General features: G+C 36.1%; 20 protein-coding genes and 2 pseudogenes. All 22 read left to right on the top strand.

Annotation, left to right across the window (positions count from 1 at the left end):
• Nucleotides 1–13 precede the first annotated feature (13 nt).
• The 22 genes and pseudogenes from deoD to mraY all read left to right on the top strand — a co-directional run bounded on the left by deoD (nt 14) and on the right by mraY (nt 22167).
• Complete coding sequence (gene deoD, locus HMPREF9333_RS04010) at nt 14–730, top strand: purine-nucleoside phosphorylase (protein WP_005539966.1); 717 nt, start codon at nt 14–16, stop codon at nt 728–730.
• 410 nt (nt 731–1140) lie between these two features.
• Nucleotides 1141–3207, top strand: a complete 2067-nt coding sequence (gene pflB, locus HMPREF9333_RS04015; protein ID WP_005539968.1) for a formate C-acetyltransferase — start codon at nt 1141–1143, stop codon at nt 3205–3207.
• A gap of 72 nt (nt 3208–3279) precedes the next feature.
• Complete coding sequence (locus HMPREF9333_RS04020) at nt 3280–3516, top strand: hypothetical protein (RefSeq protein WP_040882166.1); 237 nt, start codon at nt 3280–3282, stop codon at nt 3514–3516.
• A gap of 78 nt (nt 3517–3594) precedes the next feature.
• Nucleotides 3595–3834 (top strand): autonomous glycyl radical cofactor GrcA3, encoded by a 240-nt coding sequence (grcA3, locus tag HMPREF9333_RS04025; protein WP_005539972.1) that lies wholly within the window; start codon nt 3595–3597, stop codon nt 3832–3834.
• A 19-nt stretch (nt 3835–3853) separates the two neighbouring features.
• Entirely contained in the window at nt 3854–4642 is a 789-nt protein-coding gene (pflA, locus tag HMPREF9333_RS04030) for a pyruvate formate-lyase-activating protein (RefSeq protein ID WP_005539974.1), read from the top strand.
• A gap of 324 nt (nt 4643–4966) precedes the next feature.
• Nucleotides 4967–5314: a sulfurtransferase-like selenium metabolism protein YedF gene (gene yedF / locus HMPREF9333_RS04035; RefSeq protein WP_005539976.1), complete on the top strand. Its 348-nt coding sequence runs from the start codon at nt 4967–4969 to the stop codon at nt 5312–5314.
• A gap of 64 nt (nt 5315–5378) precedes the next feature.
• The gene (locus HMPREF9333_RS13475; RefSeq protein WP_263639686.1) at nt 5379–6563 is read left to right on the top strand and encodes a cobalamin-independent methionine synthase II family protein; all 1185 of its coding nucleotides are present in this window, start codon (nt 5379–5381) and stop codon (nt 6561–6563) included.
• Nucleotides 6560–7819 (top strand): aminotransferase class V-fold PLP-dependent enzyme, encoded by a 1260-nt coding sequence (locus HMPREF9333_RS13245; protein ID WP_005539983.1) that lies wholly within the window; start codon nt 6560–6562, stop codon nt 7817–7819. Before HMPREF9333_RS13475 ends, HMPREF9333_RS13245 begins: the two co-directional genes overlap by 4 nt.
• A gap of 43 nt (nt 7820–7862) precedes the next feature.
• Nucleotides 7863–8105, top strand: a complete 243-nt coding sequence (locus tag HMPREF9333_RS04055; RefSeq protein WP_005539984.1) for a DUF3343 domain-containing protein — start codon at nt 7863–7865, stop codon at nt 8103–8105.
• Nucleotides 8106–8226: 121 nt separating this feature from the next.
• Nucleotides 8227–9342: an aspartate-semialdehyde dehydrogenase gene (asd, locus tag HMPREF9333_RS04060; protein ID WP_005539985.1), complete on the top strand. Its 1116-nt coding sequence runs from the start codon at nt 8227–8229 to the stop codon at nt 9340–9342.
• Between the two features lie 153 nt (nt 9343–9495).
• Nucleotides 9496–11595, top strand: coding sequence for a DNA topoisomerase (locus tag HMPREF9333_RS04065; RefSeq protein WP_005539987.1), 2100 nt, complete (start codon nt 9496–9498; stop codon nt 11593–11595).
• 87 nt (nt 11596–11682) lie between these two features.
• Nucleotides 11683–12381, top strand: coding sequence for an LbetaH domain-containing protein (locus HMPREF9333_RS04070; RefSeq protein WP_005539989.1), 699 nt, complete (start codon nt 11683–11685; stop codon nt 12379–12381).
• A 79-nt stretch (nt 12382–12460) separates the two neighbouring features.
• The gene (lepB, locus tag HMPREF9333_RS04075) at nt 12461–13018 is read left to right on the top strand and encodes a signal peptidase I (RefSeq protein WP_005539990.1); all 558 of its coding nucleotides are present in this window, start codon (nt 12461–12463) and stop codon (nt 13016–13018) included.
• A 45-nt stretch (nt 13019–13063) separates the two neighbouring features.
• The gene (locus HMPREF9333_RS04080) at nt 13064–13699 is read left to right on the top strand and encodes a D-sedoheptulose-7-phosphate isomerase (RefSeq protein ID WP_005539991.1); all 636 of its coding nucleotides are present in this window, start codon (nt 13064–13066) and stop codon (nt 13697–13699) included.
• A 22-nt stretch (nt 13700–13721) separates the two neighbouring features.
• Nucleotides 13722–14786: a CDP-glucose 4,6-dehydratase gene (gene rfbG, locus HMPREF9333_RS04085; RefSeq protein ID WP_040882261.1), complete on the top strand. Its 1065-nt coding sequence runs from the start codon at nt 13722–13724 to the stop codon at nt 14784–14786.
• 148 nt (nt 14787–14934) lie between these two features.
• Nucleotides 14935–15522: a uracil-DNA glycosylase family protein gene (locus HMPREF9333_RS04090; protein ID WP_005539994.1), complete on the top strand. Its 588-nt coding sequence runs from the start codon at nt 14935–14937 to the stop codon at nt 15520–15522.
• A gap of 74 nt (nt 15523–15596) precedes the next feature.
• The gene (gene lgt, locus HMPREF9333_RS04095) at nt 15597–16460 is read left to right on the top strand and encodes a prolipoprotein diacylglyceryl transferase (protein ID WP_005539996.1); all 864 of its coding nucleotides are present in this window, start codon (nt 15597–15599) and stop codon (nt 16458–16460) included.
• Between the two features lie 227 nt (nt 16461–16687).
• Entirely contained in the window at nt 16688–17125 is a 438-nt protein-coding gene (mraZ, locus tag HMPREF9333_RS04100) for a division/cell wall cluster transcriptional repressor MraZ (protein ID WP_005539998.1), read from the top strand.
• Nucleotides 17126–17166: 41 nt separating this feature from the next.
• Nucleotides 17167–18056: pseudogene (rsmH, locus tag HMPREF9333_RS04105) on the top strand (16S rRNA (cytosine(1402)-N(4))-methyltransferase RsmH).
• Between the two features lie 42 nt (nt 18057–18098).
• A complete protein-coding gene (locus HMPREF9333_RS04110) occupies nt 18099–18641 on the top strand; it encodes a hypothetical protein (RefSeq protein WP_005540002.1) in 543 nt (180 codons plus the stop codon).
• On the top strand, nt 18619–21192 hold the full coding sequence (locus HMPREF9333_RS04115; protein ID WP_005540004.1) for a peptidoglycan D,D-transpeptidase FtsI family protein: 2574 nt from the start codon (nt 18619–18621) through the stop codon (nt 21190–21192). Before HMPREF9333_RS04110 ends, HMPREF9333_RS04115 begins: the two co-directional genes overlap by 23 nt.
• A gap of 2 nt (nt 21193–21194) precedes the next feature.
• Nucleotides 21195–22167, top strand: a pseudogene (mraY, locus tag HMPREF9333_RS04120) (phospho-N-acetylmuramoyl-pentapeptide-transferase).
• The last annotated feature ends 3 nt before the right edge of the window (nt 22168–22170 follow it).

Here is a 22170-nt window from a genome sequence, read left to right on the forward strand (position 1 = left end):
TTGGGAGAGTAAGATGAGTAATATACCTACACCGCATATTGATGCGAAAGAAGGAGAAATAGCACAGACGATACTTCTGCCCGGTGATCCTTTAAGGGCACGTTTTATTGCGGATAATTTTTTGGATAATGTAAGGCAGTTTAATTCGACAAGAAATATGCTGGGTTTTACCGGCACATATAAAGACAGAGAAATATCCGTTATGGGTACAGGCATGGGCTGCCCTTCAATAGGCATTTATTCATATGAGCTTATTAATTTTTATAAGGTAAAAAACCTTATAAGAATCGGTACAGCAGGCTCTTTAATGTCTGATGTTCATATAAAGGACGTAGTTTTCGGCATGGGTGCATGTACTACATCAAATTATCCGAATCTTATGGGGCTTAAGGGAACTTTTGCACCTATATGTTCATATTTCCTGCTTGAAAAGGCGGTAGCAGCTGCTAAAAAACTTGGAATTAACTACCATGTAGGAAATATTTTAAGCTCGGATATGTTCTACGGTCCCTACAAGGAGATATCAGGGGGCATGGATTGGTCCGATATGGGAGTTATGGCGGTAGAGATGGAGGCGGCAGCTTTATATACCAATGCTGCAGCGGGAGGTGCAAATGCTCTTTCCATACTTACTATAAGTGATTCTATAATTACAGGGGAGTCAACAAGCTCATATGAAAGACAGACTGCATTCACTTCAATGATGGAGGTGGCGCTTAGTCTTGCCTGAGATTTTATTTTTACAGGTTAAATAATGTAACCTGTGTTATCTGAATATATTTTCAGAGAAACACGGATTAAGTGTTTTCAGTGTAAAAATCTCAGGTATTTTGTTCAATTCCCGGAGGAATTTTTGACATATACACATCTTATTACATAAAATAATAAGTTTGGTTTTTCTTTTTAATATACTTAGGGCAGGAGATCTGTTCTAAGTATATTTTTTTAATCTTTACAAATTCTGTATATTTAGCTCAAAATTTATATTTGTTCATAAAAAAAAACATGTCTTGTTTATTTAAAAGAACAATATCTATATTGTAAATCCCTAGCTTTTTGGTATACTATCATTACATAATAAAAAATTAACAATTTTTTATGACTTATTCTAAAAAATATTATATTTTAAAGGAGGATGTTATGTATAAAGGCTGGGAAGGCTTTAATTACGGAAAGTGGAATGACAGGGTAGATGTAAGAGATTTTATACAGAGAAACTACACTGAATATACCGGTGATGAATCATTCCTTGCACCCGCAACAGAGGCGACCTTAAAACTCTGGAAAATGGTAATGGAACTTTCAAAAAAGGAGGCACAGGCAGGCGGTGTACTTGATATGGACACAAAGATTGTTTCAACCATTACAAGCCATGGTCCGGGATACCTTGACAGAGAGCTTGAAACTATAGTCGGCTTTCAAACAGATAAACCTTTTAAGCGTTCTCTTCAGCCCTATGGCGGTATAAGGGTGGCAGAGCAGGCGTGTGAGGCTTATGGCTATAAGGTTGATGATGAAGTTGATGAAATCTTTACAAAATATCGTAAAACACATAATCAGGGGGTTTTTGACGTATATACCCCTGAGATGCGTGCCGCAAGGAAATCAGGCATAATTACAGGACTTCCGGATGCATATGGCAGAGGAAGGATTATAGGCGATTACAGAAGAGTTGCTCTTTACGGCATAGATTACCTTATAGAGGATAAAAAACAGCAGCTCGGAACTTCTCTTGAGAGAATGACAGGTGATAATATAAGGCTTCGTGAGGAGCTCTCAGAGCAGATAAAGGCACTTAATTCTCTTAAAGAGCTTGGAAAAATCTATGGCTATGACATATCACAGCCTGCCCGGACAGCAAAAGAGGCTATACAGTGGCTGTACTTCGGGTATCTCGCAGCAATTAAAGAACAAAACGGTGCTGCAATGAGCCTTGGAAGAACCTCAACATTTATAGATATATATATAGAAAGAGATATTAAAAAAGGAATACTTAATGAAATTCAGGCACAGGAGCTTATTGATCACTTTATAATGAAGCTCAGACTTGTTAAATTTGCAAGAACTCCCGAGTATAATCAGCTTTTTTCAGGTGATCCTACATGGGTTACTGAGTCGATAGGAGGTATGGGATGTAACGGATATTCTCTTGTTACAAGAACCTCATTCAGATATCTTCATACCCTTACAAATCTGGGCACTGCACCTGAGCCTAATCTTACAGTGCTTTGGTCGCCCAGACTTCCTGAGGCATTTAAACGTTACTGTGCAAAAATGTCAATACTGACATCTTCAATACAGTATGAAAATGATGAGATAATGCGTACCGATCATGGTGATGATTATGCGATAGCCTGCTGTGTATCATCTATGAGAGTCGGAAAGGAAATGCAGTTTTTCGGGGCAAGGGCAAATCTGGCAAAATGTCTTTTATATGCAATAAACGGCGGTATTGATGAAAAGTCTAAAGTTCAGGTAGGACCTAAATTCAGACCGGTTGAAAGTGAATATCTTGATTTTGATGATGTCAAATCAAAGTTTGAAGATATGATGGAATGGCTTGCCAAACTTTATGTCAATACACTTAATATAATACATTATATGCATGATAAATATGCTTATGAAGCAGTACAGATGGCACTTCATGACAGAGAGGTAAAACGCTTCTTTGCCACAGGTATTGCAGGGCTTTCAGTTGTTGCAGATTCACTTAGTGCTATAAAATATGCAAAGGTAAAAACCGTGCGTGATGAGGACGGTATTGTATATGATTATCAGATAGAAGGTGATTTCCCTAAATACGGCAATAATGATGACAGAGTTGACAAGCTTGCAGTTGATCTTGTAGAAAGTTTTATGAGTAAGATCAGGAAGCACCATGTTTATAGGCATTCAATTCCTACAATGTCAATACTTACAATTACTTCAAATGTAGTTTATGGTAAAAAAACGGGTAATACTCCTGACGGAAGGCGTTACGGAGAGCCTTTTGCACCGGGTGCAAATCCGATGCACAGACGTGATACTCATGGTGCGCTCGCTTCACTTACTTCAGTATCCAAGCTGCCTTTCAGAGATGCACAGGACGGCATCTCAAATACGTTTTCAATAGTGCCCGGAGCACTTGGAAAGGATAATCAGGTATTTGCAGGAGATCTTGACCTTGACAGACTTCTTGAAGAAGCGGAGTTTGAAACTAAGGAATAAGAAAAAGCAGGCAGATAATATAATGCAAAGTATGAACTGCCATATGTAAAATAGGCGGAAGGCTTGACTGATATGTTAAAAAAAGAAAAGGACGGCAGCATTAAAAATGCTGCCGATAAGGCGGCAGGTGCATATATAAATGAAGATGAGCTTAATGCACTTGTAAGGATGATTGATAATAAGGTTTTGGCAGGTGCAGGGCATATTGATGTTTGCATGCATTTAGACAATGCTCCAAATATGCCCGGTTGCGAGGGTTTAAAATGCACCTCATGCATGATACCTAACCTTAATACTGAAAACGATTAATATCCATCTATGATATTATTGATGCATACAGATAATTTAGTATGCCTGAAATATATAATTTTAAAACGGAGGTAAAAAATGGTTACAGATTCACAGATTGATAATCTTGTTTCACTGCTTGACGGCTACTCAAAAAAGGGCGGGCATCATTTAAATATAAATGTGTTTTCAAGAGAGACACTGCTTGATGCACAGGAGCATCCTGAAAAATATCCGCAGCTTACAGTGAGAGTTTCAGGTTATGCGGTAAACTTTAATAAGCTTACAAGAGAGCAGCAAAATGATGTAATTTCAAGAACATTCCATGAAGGAATGTAATCAGGGTGGTATATAATCAATGCATGGATATATACATTCAATAGAGACATTCGGGACCGTTGACGGTCCCGGTGTCCGCTATGTGGTTTTTTTTCAGGGCTGTCCTCTGCGCTGTAAATATTGTCATAATCCGGATACATGGCAGACGGGAATAGGTGAAGAAGTAAGTGTTGATGAGATACTTGACGATTATGAAAACTATAAACCGTATCTTCATGGAGGAGGTATAACCTGTACAGGCGGTGAACCGCTTTTGCAGATTGATTTTATAAAGGAACTTTTTACAGAAGCTAAAAAGAGGGGTATACATACTTGTGTTGATACAAGCGGAGCAACATTTTCACCTGATAATCCCGAGATACTGCAAAAATTTGACAGACTTATAGAAGTAACCGATCTGTTTTTGCTTGATATAAAGCATATTGACAGCAGTCAGCATCTCTGGCTTACAGGACAAGGAAATGAACATATACTTGCATTTGCCGGGTATTTAGATAAAAACAATAAGGATATGTGGATAAGGCATGTTGTAATTCCTAAAATAACATATGATGACAAGCTTTTGTATGAACTGGGATATTTTTTAGGAGGACTTAAAAATATAAGAGCACTTGATATACTTGCCTATCATACCATGGGAAAAGTTAAATATGAAAATCTGCATCTGAAATATCCGCTTGAGGAGATCCCACCTCTTGATCTTGAACAGGCAAAGCACGCAAAGAAAATTGTATTTGACGGTTTAAAGGCAAGGCTTCTCCACGATAAAAAAAGGGATTTGACTAAACAAAATATTTTAAAATCTTAAAAGCAACCTTTTGTTTTAATTAACAAGAGGTTTTTTATATTTATCATATATTAAAATCTATTATTTAGATACAGTAACCGGTAGTAATCTTCAAAATATTTCATATTGACATTAATAGGGTTACTTCGTATAATCTAGTTGTTATTTGTTATAAGGTAAATGTACAGGATATTATGCAGCAGAGTCGGTTTGGTTTTTATACAAAAAAGCTTTAAAAACAATAATATTAAGCTGTTGTAAATTATTCTAATGTTCATGGTCGTGATATAATGTGCATAAATAATTATTGAAGCTATTTAAAAATTTATATAAAAGGAGAAGCTTATGTCAAAAAAATACGATGTAGTAATTAAGAGCAAGAGTATGGGACACGGAGAGGACGATGAAGTTCTGCTTGAAAAACTGATGGTTGGATTCCTGCACACTCTTGCCGGCAGGGAAAATCTGCCTGAACATATTATTATGTATGGTTCAGGTGTTTTGCTTTCCTGTACAGGTTCTGACAGCATTGAAGATTTAAAAGTGCTTGAAGAAAAAGGTGTAAAGGTACTCTCATGTGGAATATGTCTTGATTATTATGAAATAAAAGATGAACTTAAGGTTGGCGGCGTAACAACTATGGCAGAAGTAGTTGAAATTATGACAACATCCGATAAGGTGATTATTCCGTAAGAATTTTTTGCAGGCACCCATAGTTTTATGGGTGCCAAGTTTTATTAAAATTAAGGAGAAAATAATGGAAAAATTTCCGGCTTTTTGTACTACACTAATAGGTTCAATGCCAAGAAGCCCTGAACTGCTTGAACTTAAAAAGCAGTCGGTTTATGATGAAAATAAAAAGGCTGAATATATGGCTAAGGCATTTGAAGAAACAAAACGAATCGTTGAACTTCAAAAAAACGCAGGAATTGATGTTCCGGTTTGCGGAGAACTGTTAAGAGACAATTTTGTAAGCTTTGTTGCAGAGAAAGTAGATGGTATAAGTCTTATGAGTATGGATGAAATACTTGAAATAACTGCAAATTCGGATGAATTTAAAGAAAGCTTAAATCAAATGGATGCTTCGGATAATTCTATGAGCAATCCTATATGTACAGGACGAATTGATACAGATGCCCGTTTAGTTGATGAAGAAGTTGATATGATGAAAGAGTTTTCAGGCAATGACAGGTATAAAATTACAATTCCCAGTCCATATATTCTAACACGTTCCATGTGGTTAAAGGAAGTTTCTCAAAGTGCCTACTCAGACAGAAAGGAACTGGGAGCTGATGTTGTAAAGCTGCTTTTAAATGAAGTGGAGCATTTGATAGCTTCCGGAGTTAAGGTAATACAGATTGATGAACCTATTGTATCAGAGGTCGTATTTCAGAAACCGGGAGGAGACAACTCATTCTACTGAGGCGCCTTGTCTGAGAAGGTCAAGATTGACCAAGAGCTGAAATTTGCAAGCAATCTCTTAAAACCGATTCTTGCAAAAATAAAAGAACATGAAGATGTAATCAGTGCAATGCATGTATGCAGAGGAAATTGGACAACTGATGAAAGCGTGTTATTATCAGGAGCCTATGATAAGCTTTCAAAATTTTTCAGCGGACTTAAGGTAGATATGCTGGCACTTGAGTTTTCTACGCCAAGAGCAGGTGAAGTAAGTGAATTATTCCATAATAATCTGTTGGCAAAAAAAATTATTTTAGGATATGGTGTTATAAATCCTCGAACACAGACAGTTGAAGATGTTGATGAAATTGTTGCAAGGGTTGAAAAGGTACTTGAATTTTTGCCGCCTGAAAGGATTTGGCTTAATTCAGACTGCGGATTTGCTACTTTTTGTAACAGACCTTTAAATTCCTATGAAATAATTGAAGCAAAATTAAGAAATATGGCTAAAGCAGCTGAAATACTTAGAGGAAGATTATGATAAATTTTGATCAGGCTTCCAGTTCATTTCCTAAGGCACCGAATCTGCCTGAAGCGGTTGCCGAATTTATAAGAACGGGAGCGAGTAATATTAACAGGGGAAGCCTCAATATATCCTATGAGGCTTCTCAACTTGTATATAAAACCAGGGAATACCTGCTTGATTATTTCGGTGCCAAGAATAAGCAGGTCGTTTTTACAAAAAATGTTACTGAAAGCCTTAATTTAATTTTAAAGGGATATTTAAAAAATGGAGACCATATAATAATATCAGGGCTTGAGCATAATGCAGTGATGCGTCCTTTAAAAGCTTTGGAAAAAAGTAATATAAGCTATTCAATCATTCCCTCTGATGAGCAGGGAAGTATAAATGCAGATTGTATCCCGGCTTTAATAAAACCGGATACAAAGGCTATTTTAACGACTGCCGCAAGCAATGTGGCAGGGAATATTTTACCTCTCAGGCAAATAGGGAAAGTAGCAAGATTAAATCATATCCCTTATTTTGTAGATGCTGCCCAACTTGCAGGATTTTTACCTTTAAATATGGATGTACTGGGTATAGATTTATTGGCAATTACAGGTCATAAAAGCCTGCTTGGACCGCATGGCATAGGAGCAGTTATACTGTCTGATGAGATAGGCAAAAAAATAGAACCTCTTATTTACGGGGGGACAGGTTCAGTATCGGATAAATTTGACATGCCTGAAAGTTTACCTGATAAATTTGAAGCGGGGACACAAAACCTTATAGGAATTGCAGGGCTTTTGGCTTCAATGAGGTGGCTTAAAGAAAATCATATTCAGGTATTAAAAAATGAAATTGCTCTTACTAACAGATTTATAACGGGAATTAATGAGTTATCACTAAAATATCCTATAAAGCTTATAGGGCTTAATTTAGAACAAAGCGGTTATCTAATCGATATAGAAGAAGTAGAATGTGGATTAAATTTTGAGAATTTAAAGAAAAACTATCATTTACTTGAAGATAGAGAGCTTTTAATAGAAAAAATCCATCGTACCCCGGTTGTATCTGTTTACTCTGATGAAATTGACATAGCAAGCCTTTCATTTTATCTTGAAAGTGAGGGCAAGATTGCTACCAGGGTAGGTATGCAGTGTTCTCCTCTTGCTCATACTTCACTTAAGACGTTTCCAAAAGGAACTTTAAGATTTAGTTTCGGTTATAATGAAACTATTAAAGATGTTGACTATTGCTTAAAGCTGATTAAAGAATTTTTTTCTGAAGAGTAAAATAAGCAGAATTAATAAAACAGCATTATTACGGGAGGGAAAGGTGCAGGAAAAAACAAGGTTTGATTTAGTTTTATTTGATTCGCCTCATCATGCAATTTCATTTGAACAAAAAGCCAAGGCGATGAATCTGGGCGGCAGGCTGATACCTGTCCCCCGCATACTATCATTATCATGCGGTATGTGTTATCGTTCTCATATAAAAGACAGAGGACTTCTTAAATCTTTTATAAATAATGAAGATGTGAAATTTCAAAAGATTGTTGAGAATTTTGAAATGATGTAGGCGAAGTTATTAACAGGTATTTATTTGACAGTAACCTTTATCTTATTAAAATCTGAATTATTGTATTTATTTTTATAAAATGGTATAATCCTTCTTTAAAAATCAGGAAGGATAATAGAATATGAATATTAATATAAGTGAGCTTGATGCAAAGCTTAAATCAAATAAATTAAAAGTAGGTGTACTTGGTGCGACGGGTATGGTAGGACAGAGGTTTCTTTCACTTCTTGCCGGTCATCCGTGGTATGAGGTATCCGTGGTTGCTGCAAGTTCCAGAAGTGAGGGAAAGACTTATGAGGAAGCGGTAGGAAACAGATGGAAAATGCCTGTACCCGTACCACATAGTATTAAAAACCTTAAGGTGATGAATGTAAATAAAATAGAAGAAGTTGCAGGAATGGCAGATTTTGTTTTTTCTGCAGTTGATATGACAAAGGATGAGATAAGGGATATTGAGGAGGCATATGCAAGGACTGAAACCCCTGTAGTTTCAAACAATTCAGCACACAGATGGACGAAAGATGTTCCGATGGTAATACCTGAAGTAAATCCTGAGCATTTTGAAGTGATTAAATTACAGAAAAAAAGACTTGGAACAAATAAGGGTTTTATAGCGGTAAAGCCGAATTGTTCAGTACAGAGTTATGTTCCGGTGCTTGCCGCATGGAAAGAATTTGAGCCGTATGAGGTGGTGGTTACTACCTACCAGGCTATATCAGGTGCGGGTAAGACTTTTGAAGAATGGCCGGAAATGATTGAAAATATAATTCCCTATATCGGAGGTGAGGAGGAAAAGAGTGAGAAAGAACCGCTTAGGATATTCGGCAAGGTTGAAAAAGAGGGTATAGTGCCTGCAAAACTTCCTGTAATAAGTTGTCAGTGTGTAAGGGTTCCCGTGCTTAACGGGCATACTGCCGCAGTTTTTGTAAAGCTTAGAAAAAAAGCTGATAAGAAACTGCTTATAAAAAAACTTGCAGAGTATAAGGGAGCCGCTCAGGAGTTAAAATTACCTTCAGCTCCTAATGAATTTATAAAGTATATGGAAGATAATGACAGACCGCAGGTAAAGCTTGATGTAGATTTTGAAAAGGGAATGGGTGTAACTGTGGGCAGACTTCGTGAAGATGCTGTATATGACTGGAAGTTTATAGGACTTTCACACAATACATTAAGAGGAGCCGCAGGAGGAGCATTATTATGTGCTGAACTGCTTACCGCACAGGGGTATATATATTAAAATTACAGTATGGAAATTTAAGGAAAATATACTGTTTTACTAAATATTGAAAAGTAGTATTATATATATTAAAATATATAAGCCTTAGGCAGGTATATAAGTAATTTAACAAAGTAAAATCATATATGGTATTTGTATGAAAGGCAGTTTTATATGAAAAACCTATATATAGCTGAAAAACCAAGTGTTGCACAGGAGTTTGCAAAGGCACTTAAAATAAAGGCTTCAAGGAAAAAAGGCTGTATTGAATCACAGGATAGCATAGTTACATGGTGTGTCGGGCATCTTGTAACCATGAGCTATCCGGAAAAATATGATCCGATATATAAAAGATGGAGCCTTAACACTCTACCTTTTTTACCCAAAGTCTTTAAATATGAAGTTATTGAAAATGTAAAAGAGCAGTTTGATATTGTAAGTACACTTCTTAACAGAGCCGATGTTTCAACTATTTATATATGTACCGACTCCGGACGGGAAGGTGAGTATATTTACCGTCTTGTTGACGAGATGGCAAATGTGGCAGGGAAAAAAAGAAAAAGAGTCTGGATAGATTCACAGACTGAAGAGGAGATATTAAGGGGCATAAGTGAGGCAAAGGATTGGTCTGAGTATGATAATCTTAGCAGCAGTGCATATCTTAGAGCAAAAGAAGACTATCTGATGGGAATAAACTTTTCAAGACTTCTTACACTTAAATATGGTAATACAATAGCCGGATTCTTAAAAAAGGATAGGGCTGTCTTAAGTGTCGGCAGGGTTATGACATGTGTGATAGGTATGGTGATAAGACGTGAAAGAGAGATAAGAGACTTTCTAAAAATTCCTTTTTACAAAGTTATAGCCGTTCTTAGTAAAGAAGAATTTAACTTTCCGGCTGAATGGCGTGTTGATGCAGATTCGGCATATTTTGGTTCACCTCTGCTTTATAAGGAAAACGGGTTCAAAAAAAAGGAAGATGCACAAAAGCTTATAGATTCTATAATACCTGCAAATATGCAGGTATTTAAATCTGAAAAGAAAAAGGAAATTAAAAACCCTCCGCTCTTATATAATCTTGCCGAGATTCAGAATGAATGCTCAAAAAAATTTAAAATAAGTCCTGATGAAACGCTTAAGGCTGTGCAGTCTATGTATGAAAAAAAGCTTGTAACCTATCCCAGAACAGATGCAAGGGTACTTTCAAGTGCGGCAGCAAAAGAAATTCATAAAAACATAACGGGGCTTAAGGGGATTGATTTATATAAGGATTTTGCACAGGAAATTATAGCATCGGGAAAATATAAAAATATAGAAAAGACAAAATATGTAAATGACAGTCGTATAAATGATCATTATGCAATAATACCTACCGGTCAGACCGGTGCATATAATACACTTTCGCCAATTGGTAAAAAAATATATGATCTTATATGCAGAAGATTCCTGGCTATATTTTATCCAAGTGCATTGTATGAAAGATATAATCTTGAATTTATTGCAAATGCTAAAAAAAATACCGACTTAAAAAGCCCTGTTTTGACATGTGAGGACTTAAAGAAAGAACATTTTGTCTCATCATTTAAGCTTTTAAAAAGTGAAGGATATCTTAAACTATATAATTCAAATACTGATACACCGGCAAATTCAGATAGCGGTTTAGGTAAGGATTTTGTTTCAGATAAGAAAAGTGATATAAATATTGAGGATGATATTGATAAAAACATACAGAAACTTATAGAAATTCCGGCTTTCAGACAGATGATTTCAAAGCTTAAAAATGGGGATATAGTAAATATAGGAGGTTTTGATATAAAGGAGGGTGAAACTTCACCGCCTAAAAGATACACCTCCGGGTCTATGATACTGGCTATGGAAAATGCAGGGCAGCTTATTGAAGATGAGGAACTTAGAAGCCTTATAAAAGGATCGGGGATAGGGACTTCAGCTACAAGGGCTGAGATACTTAAAAAATTATTTACAATAAAATACCTTATGCTTAATAATAAAACACAGGTAATAACTCCTACACTTTTAGGAGAACTTGTATATGAGGCTGTAAATGCCTCTATATCGCATCTTTTAAATCCGGAACTTACTGCCAGCTGGGAAAAGGGGCTTAATTGTGTTTCACAAGGTACAATAACCTCAGATGAGTATATGGAAAAGTTAGAAAACTTTGTTTCTGTGAGGACTGCCAATGTTATAAGACTTAACAATCAATATGTTTTAAAGCAGGCATATGACAGGATAGCAGGGTTTTATAAAAGTTAAATTATATACAATGTATCTTAAATAAACTTAAAGATACACGGATTATTAAATCCTATAAATAAAAACTAATTGGAGAATTAGACTAATATGAACATCAGCGTTACAAAAAATGATATAAAGACAAGTGAATTGTTTGACCTGGGAAAAACAATTGCAGAGCCTCTTTTAAAAAGGTATGAGTATCCGTGGGAAGCACTTGGCGGAATAAAGGAATTTATAGAATTCATAGGAGGAGCTTTATCCCCTGACGATTACAATATGATAGGCGATAATATATGGATACATAAATCTGTCGCAATACCGCCTTCAGTATGCCTTGCCGGTCCTATGATAATATGCAGCAATACTGAAGTAAGACATGGTGCATTTTTCAGAGGAAATGTTATAATAGGTGAGGGAGCAGTTGCAGGAAATTCATGTGAATTTAAAAATTCAATAATATTTGACAATGCACAGATACCTCATTTTAATTATATAGGTGATTCAATAATAGGCTTTAAAAGCCATATGGGGGCCTCATCAATTACAAGCAATTTAAAGAGTGATAAAAGCCTTGTAAAAGTGCATCTGGGAAATGAAGACATAGATACCGGTATTAAAAAATTCGGGGCTATGGTAGGCGATTTTGTAGAAGTAGGTTGCGGTTCCATCCTAAACCCTGGAACGATAATAGGAAAACATTCAAATATATATCCTCTTTCAAGTGTAAGGGGTTGTGTAAAGTCAAATTCGATCTATAAAAGCAAGGACGAAATAGTAGAAAAAATAATTATTAAACTTAAATAATTTTACGGTTATTAAATGATAACGGATCATAACAATATAAATTTAAGTTTATGCTTATAAAAATACTTGGAGACAGGTTATGAATATCAAACTAAATAAGACACAACCGCTGTTTATAAAAATCCTTGATTTTATGGTACATATATCACTGGCTATATGCACGGCTTGGTTTATAGCATATTCATTTGCTTACAAAGTTACAAATACAGGTCAGTCCATGTTGCCGCTTATAGGTGTCAATGAGGGAGTTTTAGTAAATAGACTGGCTTATGTTTTTGATAAACCTGAACGTTTTGATATAATTGCATTTAAATCTTCAGAAAATGATGTGAATGTAAAACGTATTATAGGTCTGCCGGGCGAAACGGTGGTTATACTGGAAGGTATTGTCTATATAAACGGAAATCCCCTCGACACATCGGATGTTACCGGCAAGGATCTTGAAAAGGCGGCACTGGAAGGTATTGCTTCAGCTCCTGTAATACTTAAGGACGATGAGTATTTTGTACTCGGAGATAATCGTGAATCAAGTGAGGATTCAAGATTTTCAAAAATAGGCAATGTAAAAAGAAAACTTATAATAGGGAAATTGTGGCTGAGGATAATACCGCTTAAAAGAATTGGCTATTTGTATTAAAATTATTTTTTTAATTATTTTTTAAAATTTAAGAGGTTTAATTTTATGAAGGATTATATAACACAATTAATTCAAAGATACCCGGATTTGTCATCTATTGAGACCGATATAAGAGAAGCATACAGTATTATAAAAAATTCATATGAAAAAGGCGGAAAGCTTTTGATAGGCGGTAACGGTGGAAGCTGTGCCGATTCGGAGCATATAGTTGGAGAGCTTATGAAAGGCTTTGTAAAAAAACGCACACTTGATGAGGCTTATAAAAAAAGACTTGAAGAAATTGACACTGTTGCAGGTAAAAAACTTGCCGAATCTCTTCAGCTTTCACTGCCTGCCATAGCTATAACAGGGCATCAGGGACTCTCAAGTGCCTTCGCAAATGATGTGGATGCAGATATGACTTATGCACAGCAGGTAAATGGATATGGAAAAGAAGGGGATGTACTTATAGCGATATCAACTTCAGGAAATGCACTTAATCTTTATTATGCTGCAGTTACTGCCAGGGCTAAAGGTATGAAGGTAATTGCGTTGTCGGGAAAAACAGGAGGAAAACTTGCCTGCATTTGTGATAAAAGTATAATAGTTCCAAATAATGAAACTTACATGATCCAGGAACTGCATCTGCCTATATATCATGCACTTTGTCTGCAGCTTGAAGAATTTTTTTTCAGCGAATAATATATTTTGAAAGGCTTTTATGATAAAGAAAAAAGAAATTCTTGATTTTTACAAAAACAGAAAAGTTTTAGTTACAGGAAGCACCGGATTTAAAGGAGCATGGCTATGTCTTATGCTTTATATGGCAGGTGCCGAGGTTTACGGCTATTCACTAAAACCTGATGATACACAGCTGTTATTTGGAAAAATAGGACTTGAAGATAAAATTCATCAGTTTTATGCAGATATAAGAGATTTTGACAAGTTGTCAGCGGCTCTTAATGAGTGCAAGCCCGAATTTGTATTTCATCTTGCCGCCCAGCCCCTTGTAGTGGAATCGTATATACATCCCAGGTATACATTTGATACAAATATTATGGGAACTGTCAATATACTTGAATGTATAAGGCGTTCAGAACTTGAAGTTTCGTTTTTAAATGTTACTACTGACAAGGTTTATGACAATGAGGAAAAGGATAAGCAATATAAGGAAAATGACAGGCTTGACGGTTATGATCCGTATTCAAATTCAAAATCCTGTTCTGAGCTTGTAACTCACAGCTATAAAAGATCATTTTTTTATGATGGCGGCTGCTTTTTAAGTACGGCAAGGGCAGGCAATGTTATAGGCGGCGGCGATTATGCCAAAAACCGTATAATACCTGATTGTGTAAAAGCGGCTTTAGGTGATAAAAATATAGTTATAAGAAATCCTTATTCGGTAAGACCCTATCAGCATGTAATTGAACCGCTGTATACATATCTTATGATCGCTGCAAATCAATATAAAAATGCTGATATTTCAGGGAATTACAATATAGGTCCTGATGCAGATGATTGTCAAACCACATTGAAGCTTGTGGAAATATTTTGTCAGGCATGGGGGGGAGGTATGAAGTATACAGTTTCAGAAAGTACAGGTCCGCATGAGGCGGGTTTTTTAAAACTTGACTGCAGCCATCTGAAAAATGTATTTGGCTGGAAACCGGTATATAGCATAAAAGAAGCTGTTTACAAAACGGTTGAGTGGAATAAAAGGATTCTTGGCGGTGAATCGGCATCAGAAGTATGTATGTCGCAGATAGATGATTTTTATAAGATTTTATAAAGGGGGCGGTAAGTGAAATATCCTGCTGCAGGAAACAGAGCATCTGATTTTTCTTATGCCCGGAGGGCGGGGTATTTCAATCCTGCGTAAGTCGCCGTAGGCTTCAGTCTTGTTATATGACCGGTTGCCCGCAGGAATAAATATCAGTATGAATACAATAACTAAAATAAAACAAGCCATAATGGCTGATGTGCAAAATGAGGAATATACAAAAAAAGGTATAGAGCCTCTATTTTCAGCACCTGCAGCTGCACGTATTGTCGTTGTAGGGCAGGCACCAGGTATTCATGCACAGCAAAATAGAATATACTGGAAAGACAGGAGCGGAGCTTTGTTGAGACAGTGGATGGATATGAATGAGGAAGAATTTTATTCAACAGATAAGCTTTCAATACTTCCGATGGACTTTTACTATCCCGGAAAAGGCAAATCAGGAGATCTTCCGCCCCGTAAAGGTTTTGCGGCAAAGTGGCATCCTCTTATATTAAAGACTATGCCGGATGTAAAATTATTTATACTTATAGGTCATTATGCCCAGCAGTATTATATCGCACAAAGTAAAGGGCAAACTCTTACACAGATAGTTAAAAACTATAAATCCTACCTCCCGGAATTTTTTCCAATTGTACATCCTTCACCTTTAAATATAAGGTGGAGAAAGAAAAACCCGTGGTTTGAAGAAATTGTACTGCCTGATTTTAAAAAAAGGATTAAGGAGGTTTTATATGAACTATAATATAGAAAAAATTCTGCCGGCTACTCCTGCCATAATAGGATATGAGATAAGTAATTTAAAGAGGTGTAGATAATATGCCATATGATATATTTTTTGTAAATCTCGGTATTAAGATAGAGCATCTTCGAAATCATATTAGTGTATTTGGTTTTAAAATAACTTTTTATGGCATTATAATAGGTATCGGAATGCTTGCAGGACTTAAGATGGCATGTGCTGATGCTAAAAGAAGAGGGCAAGATCCTGAACTTTATATGGATTTTGCAATATATGCAATTTTGTTTGCAGTGATAGGTGCAAGGCTTTATTACGTTATATTCTCGTGGGATAATTATAAAGATGATTTACTGCAGATTTTTAACACAAGAGGAGGAGGACTTGCAATATATGGAGGTGTGATAGCTTCAATTATTACACTGCTCGTATTTTCACATATAAAAAGGGTGAAATTCATGTCTATGGCAGACAGTGGAGTGCTTGGACTTATAACAGGTCAGATAATAGGCAGATGGGGCAATTTCTTTAATGCTGAAGCGTTTGGAGGTTATACAAATAATTTGTTTGCAATGCAGATAAGAAGGGATATTGTAAATTCAAATATGCTTAATAATAGTGTACTTGAACATATGGTGAAAGTAGGCGATTATTATTATATTCAGGTACATCCCACATTTTTATATGAATCAATGTGGAATCTTGCACTGCTTATATTTATGCTTTGGTACAGAAAAAGAAAAAAATTTGAAGGTGAGATGTTTTTTATATATCTGGGAGGTTATGGTTTTGGAAGAGCATTAATTGAATCTCTCAGAACTGACAGTTTATTTGTTCCGGGTACAAATCTTGCAGTATCACAGCTGCTTGCACTGGTATGTGTTGTTATAGCGGCTTTGTCTATTTGTATAGGCAGAAGAAACAAAAAAACAGGTTTTAATTAAGAAATTTTAGTCATTTTGTAACTGGTTTTTTAAGCTTATAAAAACACTATATATTGTAGCAAATACCAAACACCAACACAATATACAGGAATGAATGCGGATTTTTTTCGTATTTATTCCTTTTTTTAGATTATAAATTTGCAGTTAATTATTGCAATTTTCTTATTATTGGATTAATATTATAGACATAGAGTGGTAAAAAGTGGAAGAAAGTGGAGGAGAGTATCATGCTTAAGTTCATGGGAGAGTTTAATAACTGTGTTGATATAAAAGGCAGAGTGGTAATCCCAAATAAATTCCGTGAACAGCTTGGAGAAAGCTTTATAGTTACAAAAAGTTTTGACGGCTGTCTGGCAGTCTATGACTTTAAACAATGGGAGTTTCTTCAAGACAGGCTTGGTCAGATGCCTATGGTCAGCACGGCGGCAAGAACAATAAGGCGCATAATAGTAGGAAGTGCTTTTGAAACGGGAACGGATAAGCAGGGACGTATACTTATACCGGCAGCACTCAGAGAGTATTCTTCAATAGAAAAAGAAGCCGTTATTATAGGAAATATTGATCATATTGAAATTTGGGGAAAGGAAGTATGGAAAAAGAAGATGGAAGAAATTAATGTGGATGAAACTGCACAGAAGCTTTATGATGCAGGTATTTATATATAATGTTCATGCATAAAAGTGTTCTGCTTTATGAGACTGTAGATATGCTGTCTGTTAAAAAAGACGGTATATATGTTGACTGCACTTTAGGCGGAGGCGGGCATGCATACGAAGTGTGCATGAGGCTTGATAAAGGCAGACTTATCGGTATAGATCAGGACAGAGATGCCATAGAAGCGGCTTCTCGCAAGTTAAGTACTTTTGCCTCAAAGGTAGATATAGTACATGATAATTACAGCAATATTAAAGCTGTACTTGATATGCTTAATATAAATATGGTTGACGGTATTTACCTTGATCTCGGGGTATCTTCACATCAGCTTGACAGTATAAAGAGGGGTTTTTCATATATGCATGATGCACCTCTGGATATGCGTATGGATATGCGTTTTAAAAAGACCGCTGCCGATATAGTAAATAAATACGATGAGGCAAGGCTTTACAGTATAATAAAAAATTACGGTGAAGATATATTTGCTAAAAATATAGCTAAACATATTGTATTAAACAGAGCTAAAAAAAGAATTGAAACAACAGGGGAGCTTGTGGAAATTATAAAAGCGGCAATACCTATGAGAATGCAGGTAAAAGGAGGTCATCCTGCAAAGAGAACATTTCAGGCTATAAGGATAGAGCTAAATGCGGAACTTGAAGTGCTTGAAAATTCTCTTGACAGAATGATAGAACTCTTAAAACCCGGCGGAAGGCTTGTAGTTATAACTTTCCATTCACTTGAAGACAGGATAGTTAAACAGATTTTCAGAAAAAATGAAAATCCGTGTATATGTCCAAGGGATTTTCCTATATGTGTATGCAAAAAAAAAGTATGGGAAGAGTTTTAACTAAAAAAGCAATTATTCCTTCTGAGGCAGAGCTTAAAGAAAATCCCCGTGCAAAAAGTGCAAAGCTTCGTGCATTTGAAAAAGTGATTTAAAAATGAAACAGATTAAGGTAAAATAAAAAGGGGGGCTGTACAATGAGCAATAATTCGGATAAGAAATTAAAGAGAAATTCTGTCGGTTCAAAGAAAAATTATTATGTAAATGATGATTCATATAAACAGGATTATATAGAGGAAGGAAGCGCATTAAGATATACTGACTATCCGCAGAAAAAGAAAAATACTAAAAGATATCCTAAAAAAAGTATTAGGGAAAGAAATGTTGAGGTAAGGAAAAATCGTGCCAGAGCAGCACTTGGAATTGATCTTCCGTTTCTTATACTGCTTACAGTAGCACTTGGGTTTACGCTTAATATGTGTTATAGCTATTTGCGTGTAAGGGCTGGAATTACTGCAAGTATAAGAAATATTGAATTAAAGGAAAAAGAGCTTGCAGCATTTCAGAATCAGAATGATACTATAGAGATGAATATAAAATCAAGCATTGACCTTGACCATATCTATGATGTGGCAACGAAGGAGCTTGGTATGGTTTATGCAAAAAAAGATCAGATAATCAAATACAATACATCTGAAAAGGAATATGTGAGACAGTATGAAGACATCCCGGACAGGTAGGAAAGGGCGCAGATACGGCGGTACTACAAAAAAGGGAAATCCTACAAAAAACAACAAAAGTTTAAATAGACAAAGTTCCCAGAATAAAATTAATAAAAGGAACAGGTCTACAGATCCTGATATATATACATTAAAAACTTCCAAAACTCCTCAAAAGACTAAAGTTGTTGTGGAAAGAAAAGAAGTAAGTACAAAAAACAGGGTTCTTACGGAAGCTATGCACCTGCGTCTTATGATAAGCCTCGGTATGATAATACTGGGGCTTATTGGATTGATGATGAAGGTATATGCTATACAGTCCGATTCAAAAGATTATAATCAAAAAGTCTTATCGCAGCAAAGATATGATTCCAGAGATATTCCTTACAGACGTGGAGATATAATGGATAGAAATGGAACCTATCTTGCTACAAGCAATAAGGTATATAATCTTATACTTGACCCTTATCAAATAAATCAGGCTCAGGAAAAGTATCTTGATCCTACGGTTTCATTGCTTGCAGAAGTATTTGAATATGATGAGCAGAATATAAGGGAGATAATAGCTTCAAACTCAGATGCAAGGTATATAAGACAGGAAAAAGAAGTAAGCTATGAAGTTAAAGAAAGGTTTGAAAAAAGAAAAGATGAGATAAACAAGGATTTTGCGGCACATGGTTTAAAGTCAAGGGTACATGGTGTATGGTTTGAAGATGCTTACCTGAGAGTTTATCCATATAATTCACTTGCCTGCAATGCGGTGGGTTTTGCAAATTCAGACAATACATTGGGTACAGGTGGGATTGAGCAGTATTATAATGATGAGCTTATAGGCACTTCAGGAAGAGAGTATGGGTATCTGAATGATGACTACAATCTTGAGCGTGTAATAAAACCTGCCTCTGACGGCAACAGCATAGTGTCCACTCTGGATTCAAATATACAAAAAATTGTTGAAAAACATATAAGTGATTGGGAAGCAGAGATGGGAAGCAAAGTTACCGCATGTATTGTAATGGATCCGAACAGCGGTGAGATACTTGCAATGGCTACAAGCAAGACCTACGACCTTAATAATCCCAGAAATATAGAAAAATATTACACTCAAGATGATTTTAATGCACTTGATGAAAACGGGCAAAATGAGATAATGAATGATATCTGGCGCAACTATTGCGTAAGCGATACTTATGAACCGGGTTCTCCGTCAAAGATATTTACAGTTGCTGCAGCACTTGAAGAAGGCAGTGTAAAACCTGAGGACAGTTTTTTTTGTGATGGAGGACAGTATGTAGGTGATCGCTGGATAAGATGTGCCGTGCGTTCAGGGCATGGAAGCGTAACTTTAAAGGAATCACTTATACGAAGTTGCAATGATGCCATGATGCAGATTGTTGCAGGGCTTGGCACAGAAAAATTCAGCACTTTTCAGCATCTTTTCGGCATAGGAGAAAAGAGCGGTATTGATCTGCCCGGAGAGCCTGATACATCATCGCTTATCTATCATATACCTGATATGACATCTATAGATCTTGCTACCAATTCTTTTGGTCAAAATTATAACTGTACTATGGTACAAATGTCAGCAGCTATATGCTCGGTTATAAATGGAGGGTATTATTATGAGCCGCATATTGTAAAACAGATACTTAATTCTCAGGGTTCAGTTATAAAAGATATAGAGCCTAAACTTGTAAGGGAGACGGTTTCATCAAGTACCTCAGCTTTTATAAGGGAGGCTTTAAGGGATGTTATAGAAAGAGGAACAGGAAAAGCTGCAAAAGTTGAAGGCTATGATGTTGGCGGAAAGACGGGAACATCACAGAAGCTTCCGAGAGGCTCAGGGAAATATCTTCTTTCGTTTGCCGGTTTTGCTCCTGTTGACGACCCTCAGGTGTTTTGCTATGTCATAGTTGATGAACCAAATACTGATAATCAGGCACATTCAATATATGCAAGTAATTTATTCAGTAAAATTATGACTGATGTGCTTCCATATATGGGTATATTTCCAAAAGATGAAGCTGCCGCACAAAAGATACAGGAAGAAAGAGATGCTAAACTTAAGGCACAGGAATCATCAGAGGCACAGAATAATGATAATTCCGCCGGTGAAAACAGCACGGAAAGTGTTTCATCAGACACAAAAACGCAGCAAAATAATTCCGAACCGAATTCATCGACTTCAGCTGCAAAAGAAAAAACTCCCAATACTTCAGGTGAGGGAAACGCTTCTGAAAGCTCTGAATATGAAACTGATGAATATATTGAAGATGCAAATGCCGATTTTGAAGGTGATGCAGCATCAGCCTCTCTTTCATCAAACGAATCATCTGCAGCACAGCAGTCAAAGGAAGATAAAAGCACTACTGCTGCCGAAACAAAAAAAGCTGTAAAGAAAGAAACTGCAAAATCCGAAAAAAACAAAAAAAAGAGCAGTAAAAACACATCGAAAAGCTCACAGAGCGAGACTACAGCAGTAAAATCTTCAAATAAAAAGAAGAAAAGTGAGTCATCTGTTGCCGGTACAGATGGAAATAAAAATAAAACCAAGAAAAAGACAGGAAATTAATTATGATAAATGACAGCATATGTGCACTGCTTATAAGTTTCATAGTATGTGCATCATTATGTCCGCTTTTTATACCTTTTCTGTATAGGCTGAAATTTGGTCAGCAGGTAAGAGAGGACGGACCGCAGGGACATCTTAAAAAAAAGCGGTACTCCTACTATGGGCGGTATTGTTATAATGCTTGCAGTTGCAGTTGGTGCGGGTATATATTCATTTAGATATAGAGAGATTTTTCCGGTACTTGCCTTTACACTGAGCTACGGGGCTATAGGTTTTGCAGATGATTTCCTAAAAATCAAAAAAAAACAGTCAGAGGGGCTTTCCGTAAAGGGAAAGCTCTGTCTTCAACTTTTAATTACGGCAATATTTGCATATTATCTTTATAAAAACGGTATCGGAAGCAGTGTACTTATACCTTTTACAGGAAGTATGAATACAGGTATTATGTTTAATCTGGGTATACTTTATATACCTGCAGTTTTTGTTATAGTTTTAGGTACTGATAACGGAGTTAATTTTACTGACGGACTTGACGGACTGTGTTCAAGTGTTACAATAGCTGTCGCAGTTTTTTTTACAATTGCGGCAATTAAAGAAAATATAACATTGGCACCTATGTCTGCAGCAGTAGCAGGCTCACTTTTAGGATTCTTGATATATAATGTTTACCCTGCAAAAATATTTATGGGGGATACCGGATCACTTGCACTTGGAGGTTATGTATCCGGTATGGCACTTGTTATGAAAATGCCGCTTTTTATAATAATTGTAGGCTTTATATATCTTGTCGAGGTGCTTTCGGTTATAATACAGGTGGGATATTTTAAAAAAACCGGAGGAAAAAGATTTTTTAAGATGGCACCTATACACCATCATTTTGAGCTTAGCGGTTGGTCTGAGGTGAGAGTAGCTGCAGTATTTACTATAATAACAATAATTTTGTCATTACTGACATTTTTAGGAATTAATAAATAAACC

The sequence above is a fragment of the Johnsonella ignava ATCC 51276 genome (assembly GCF_000235445.1).
GTDB classification, from domain to species: domain Bacteria; phylum Bacillota; class Clostridia; order Lachnospirales; family Lachnospiraceae; genus Johnsonella; species Johnsonella ignava.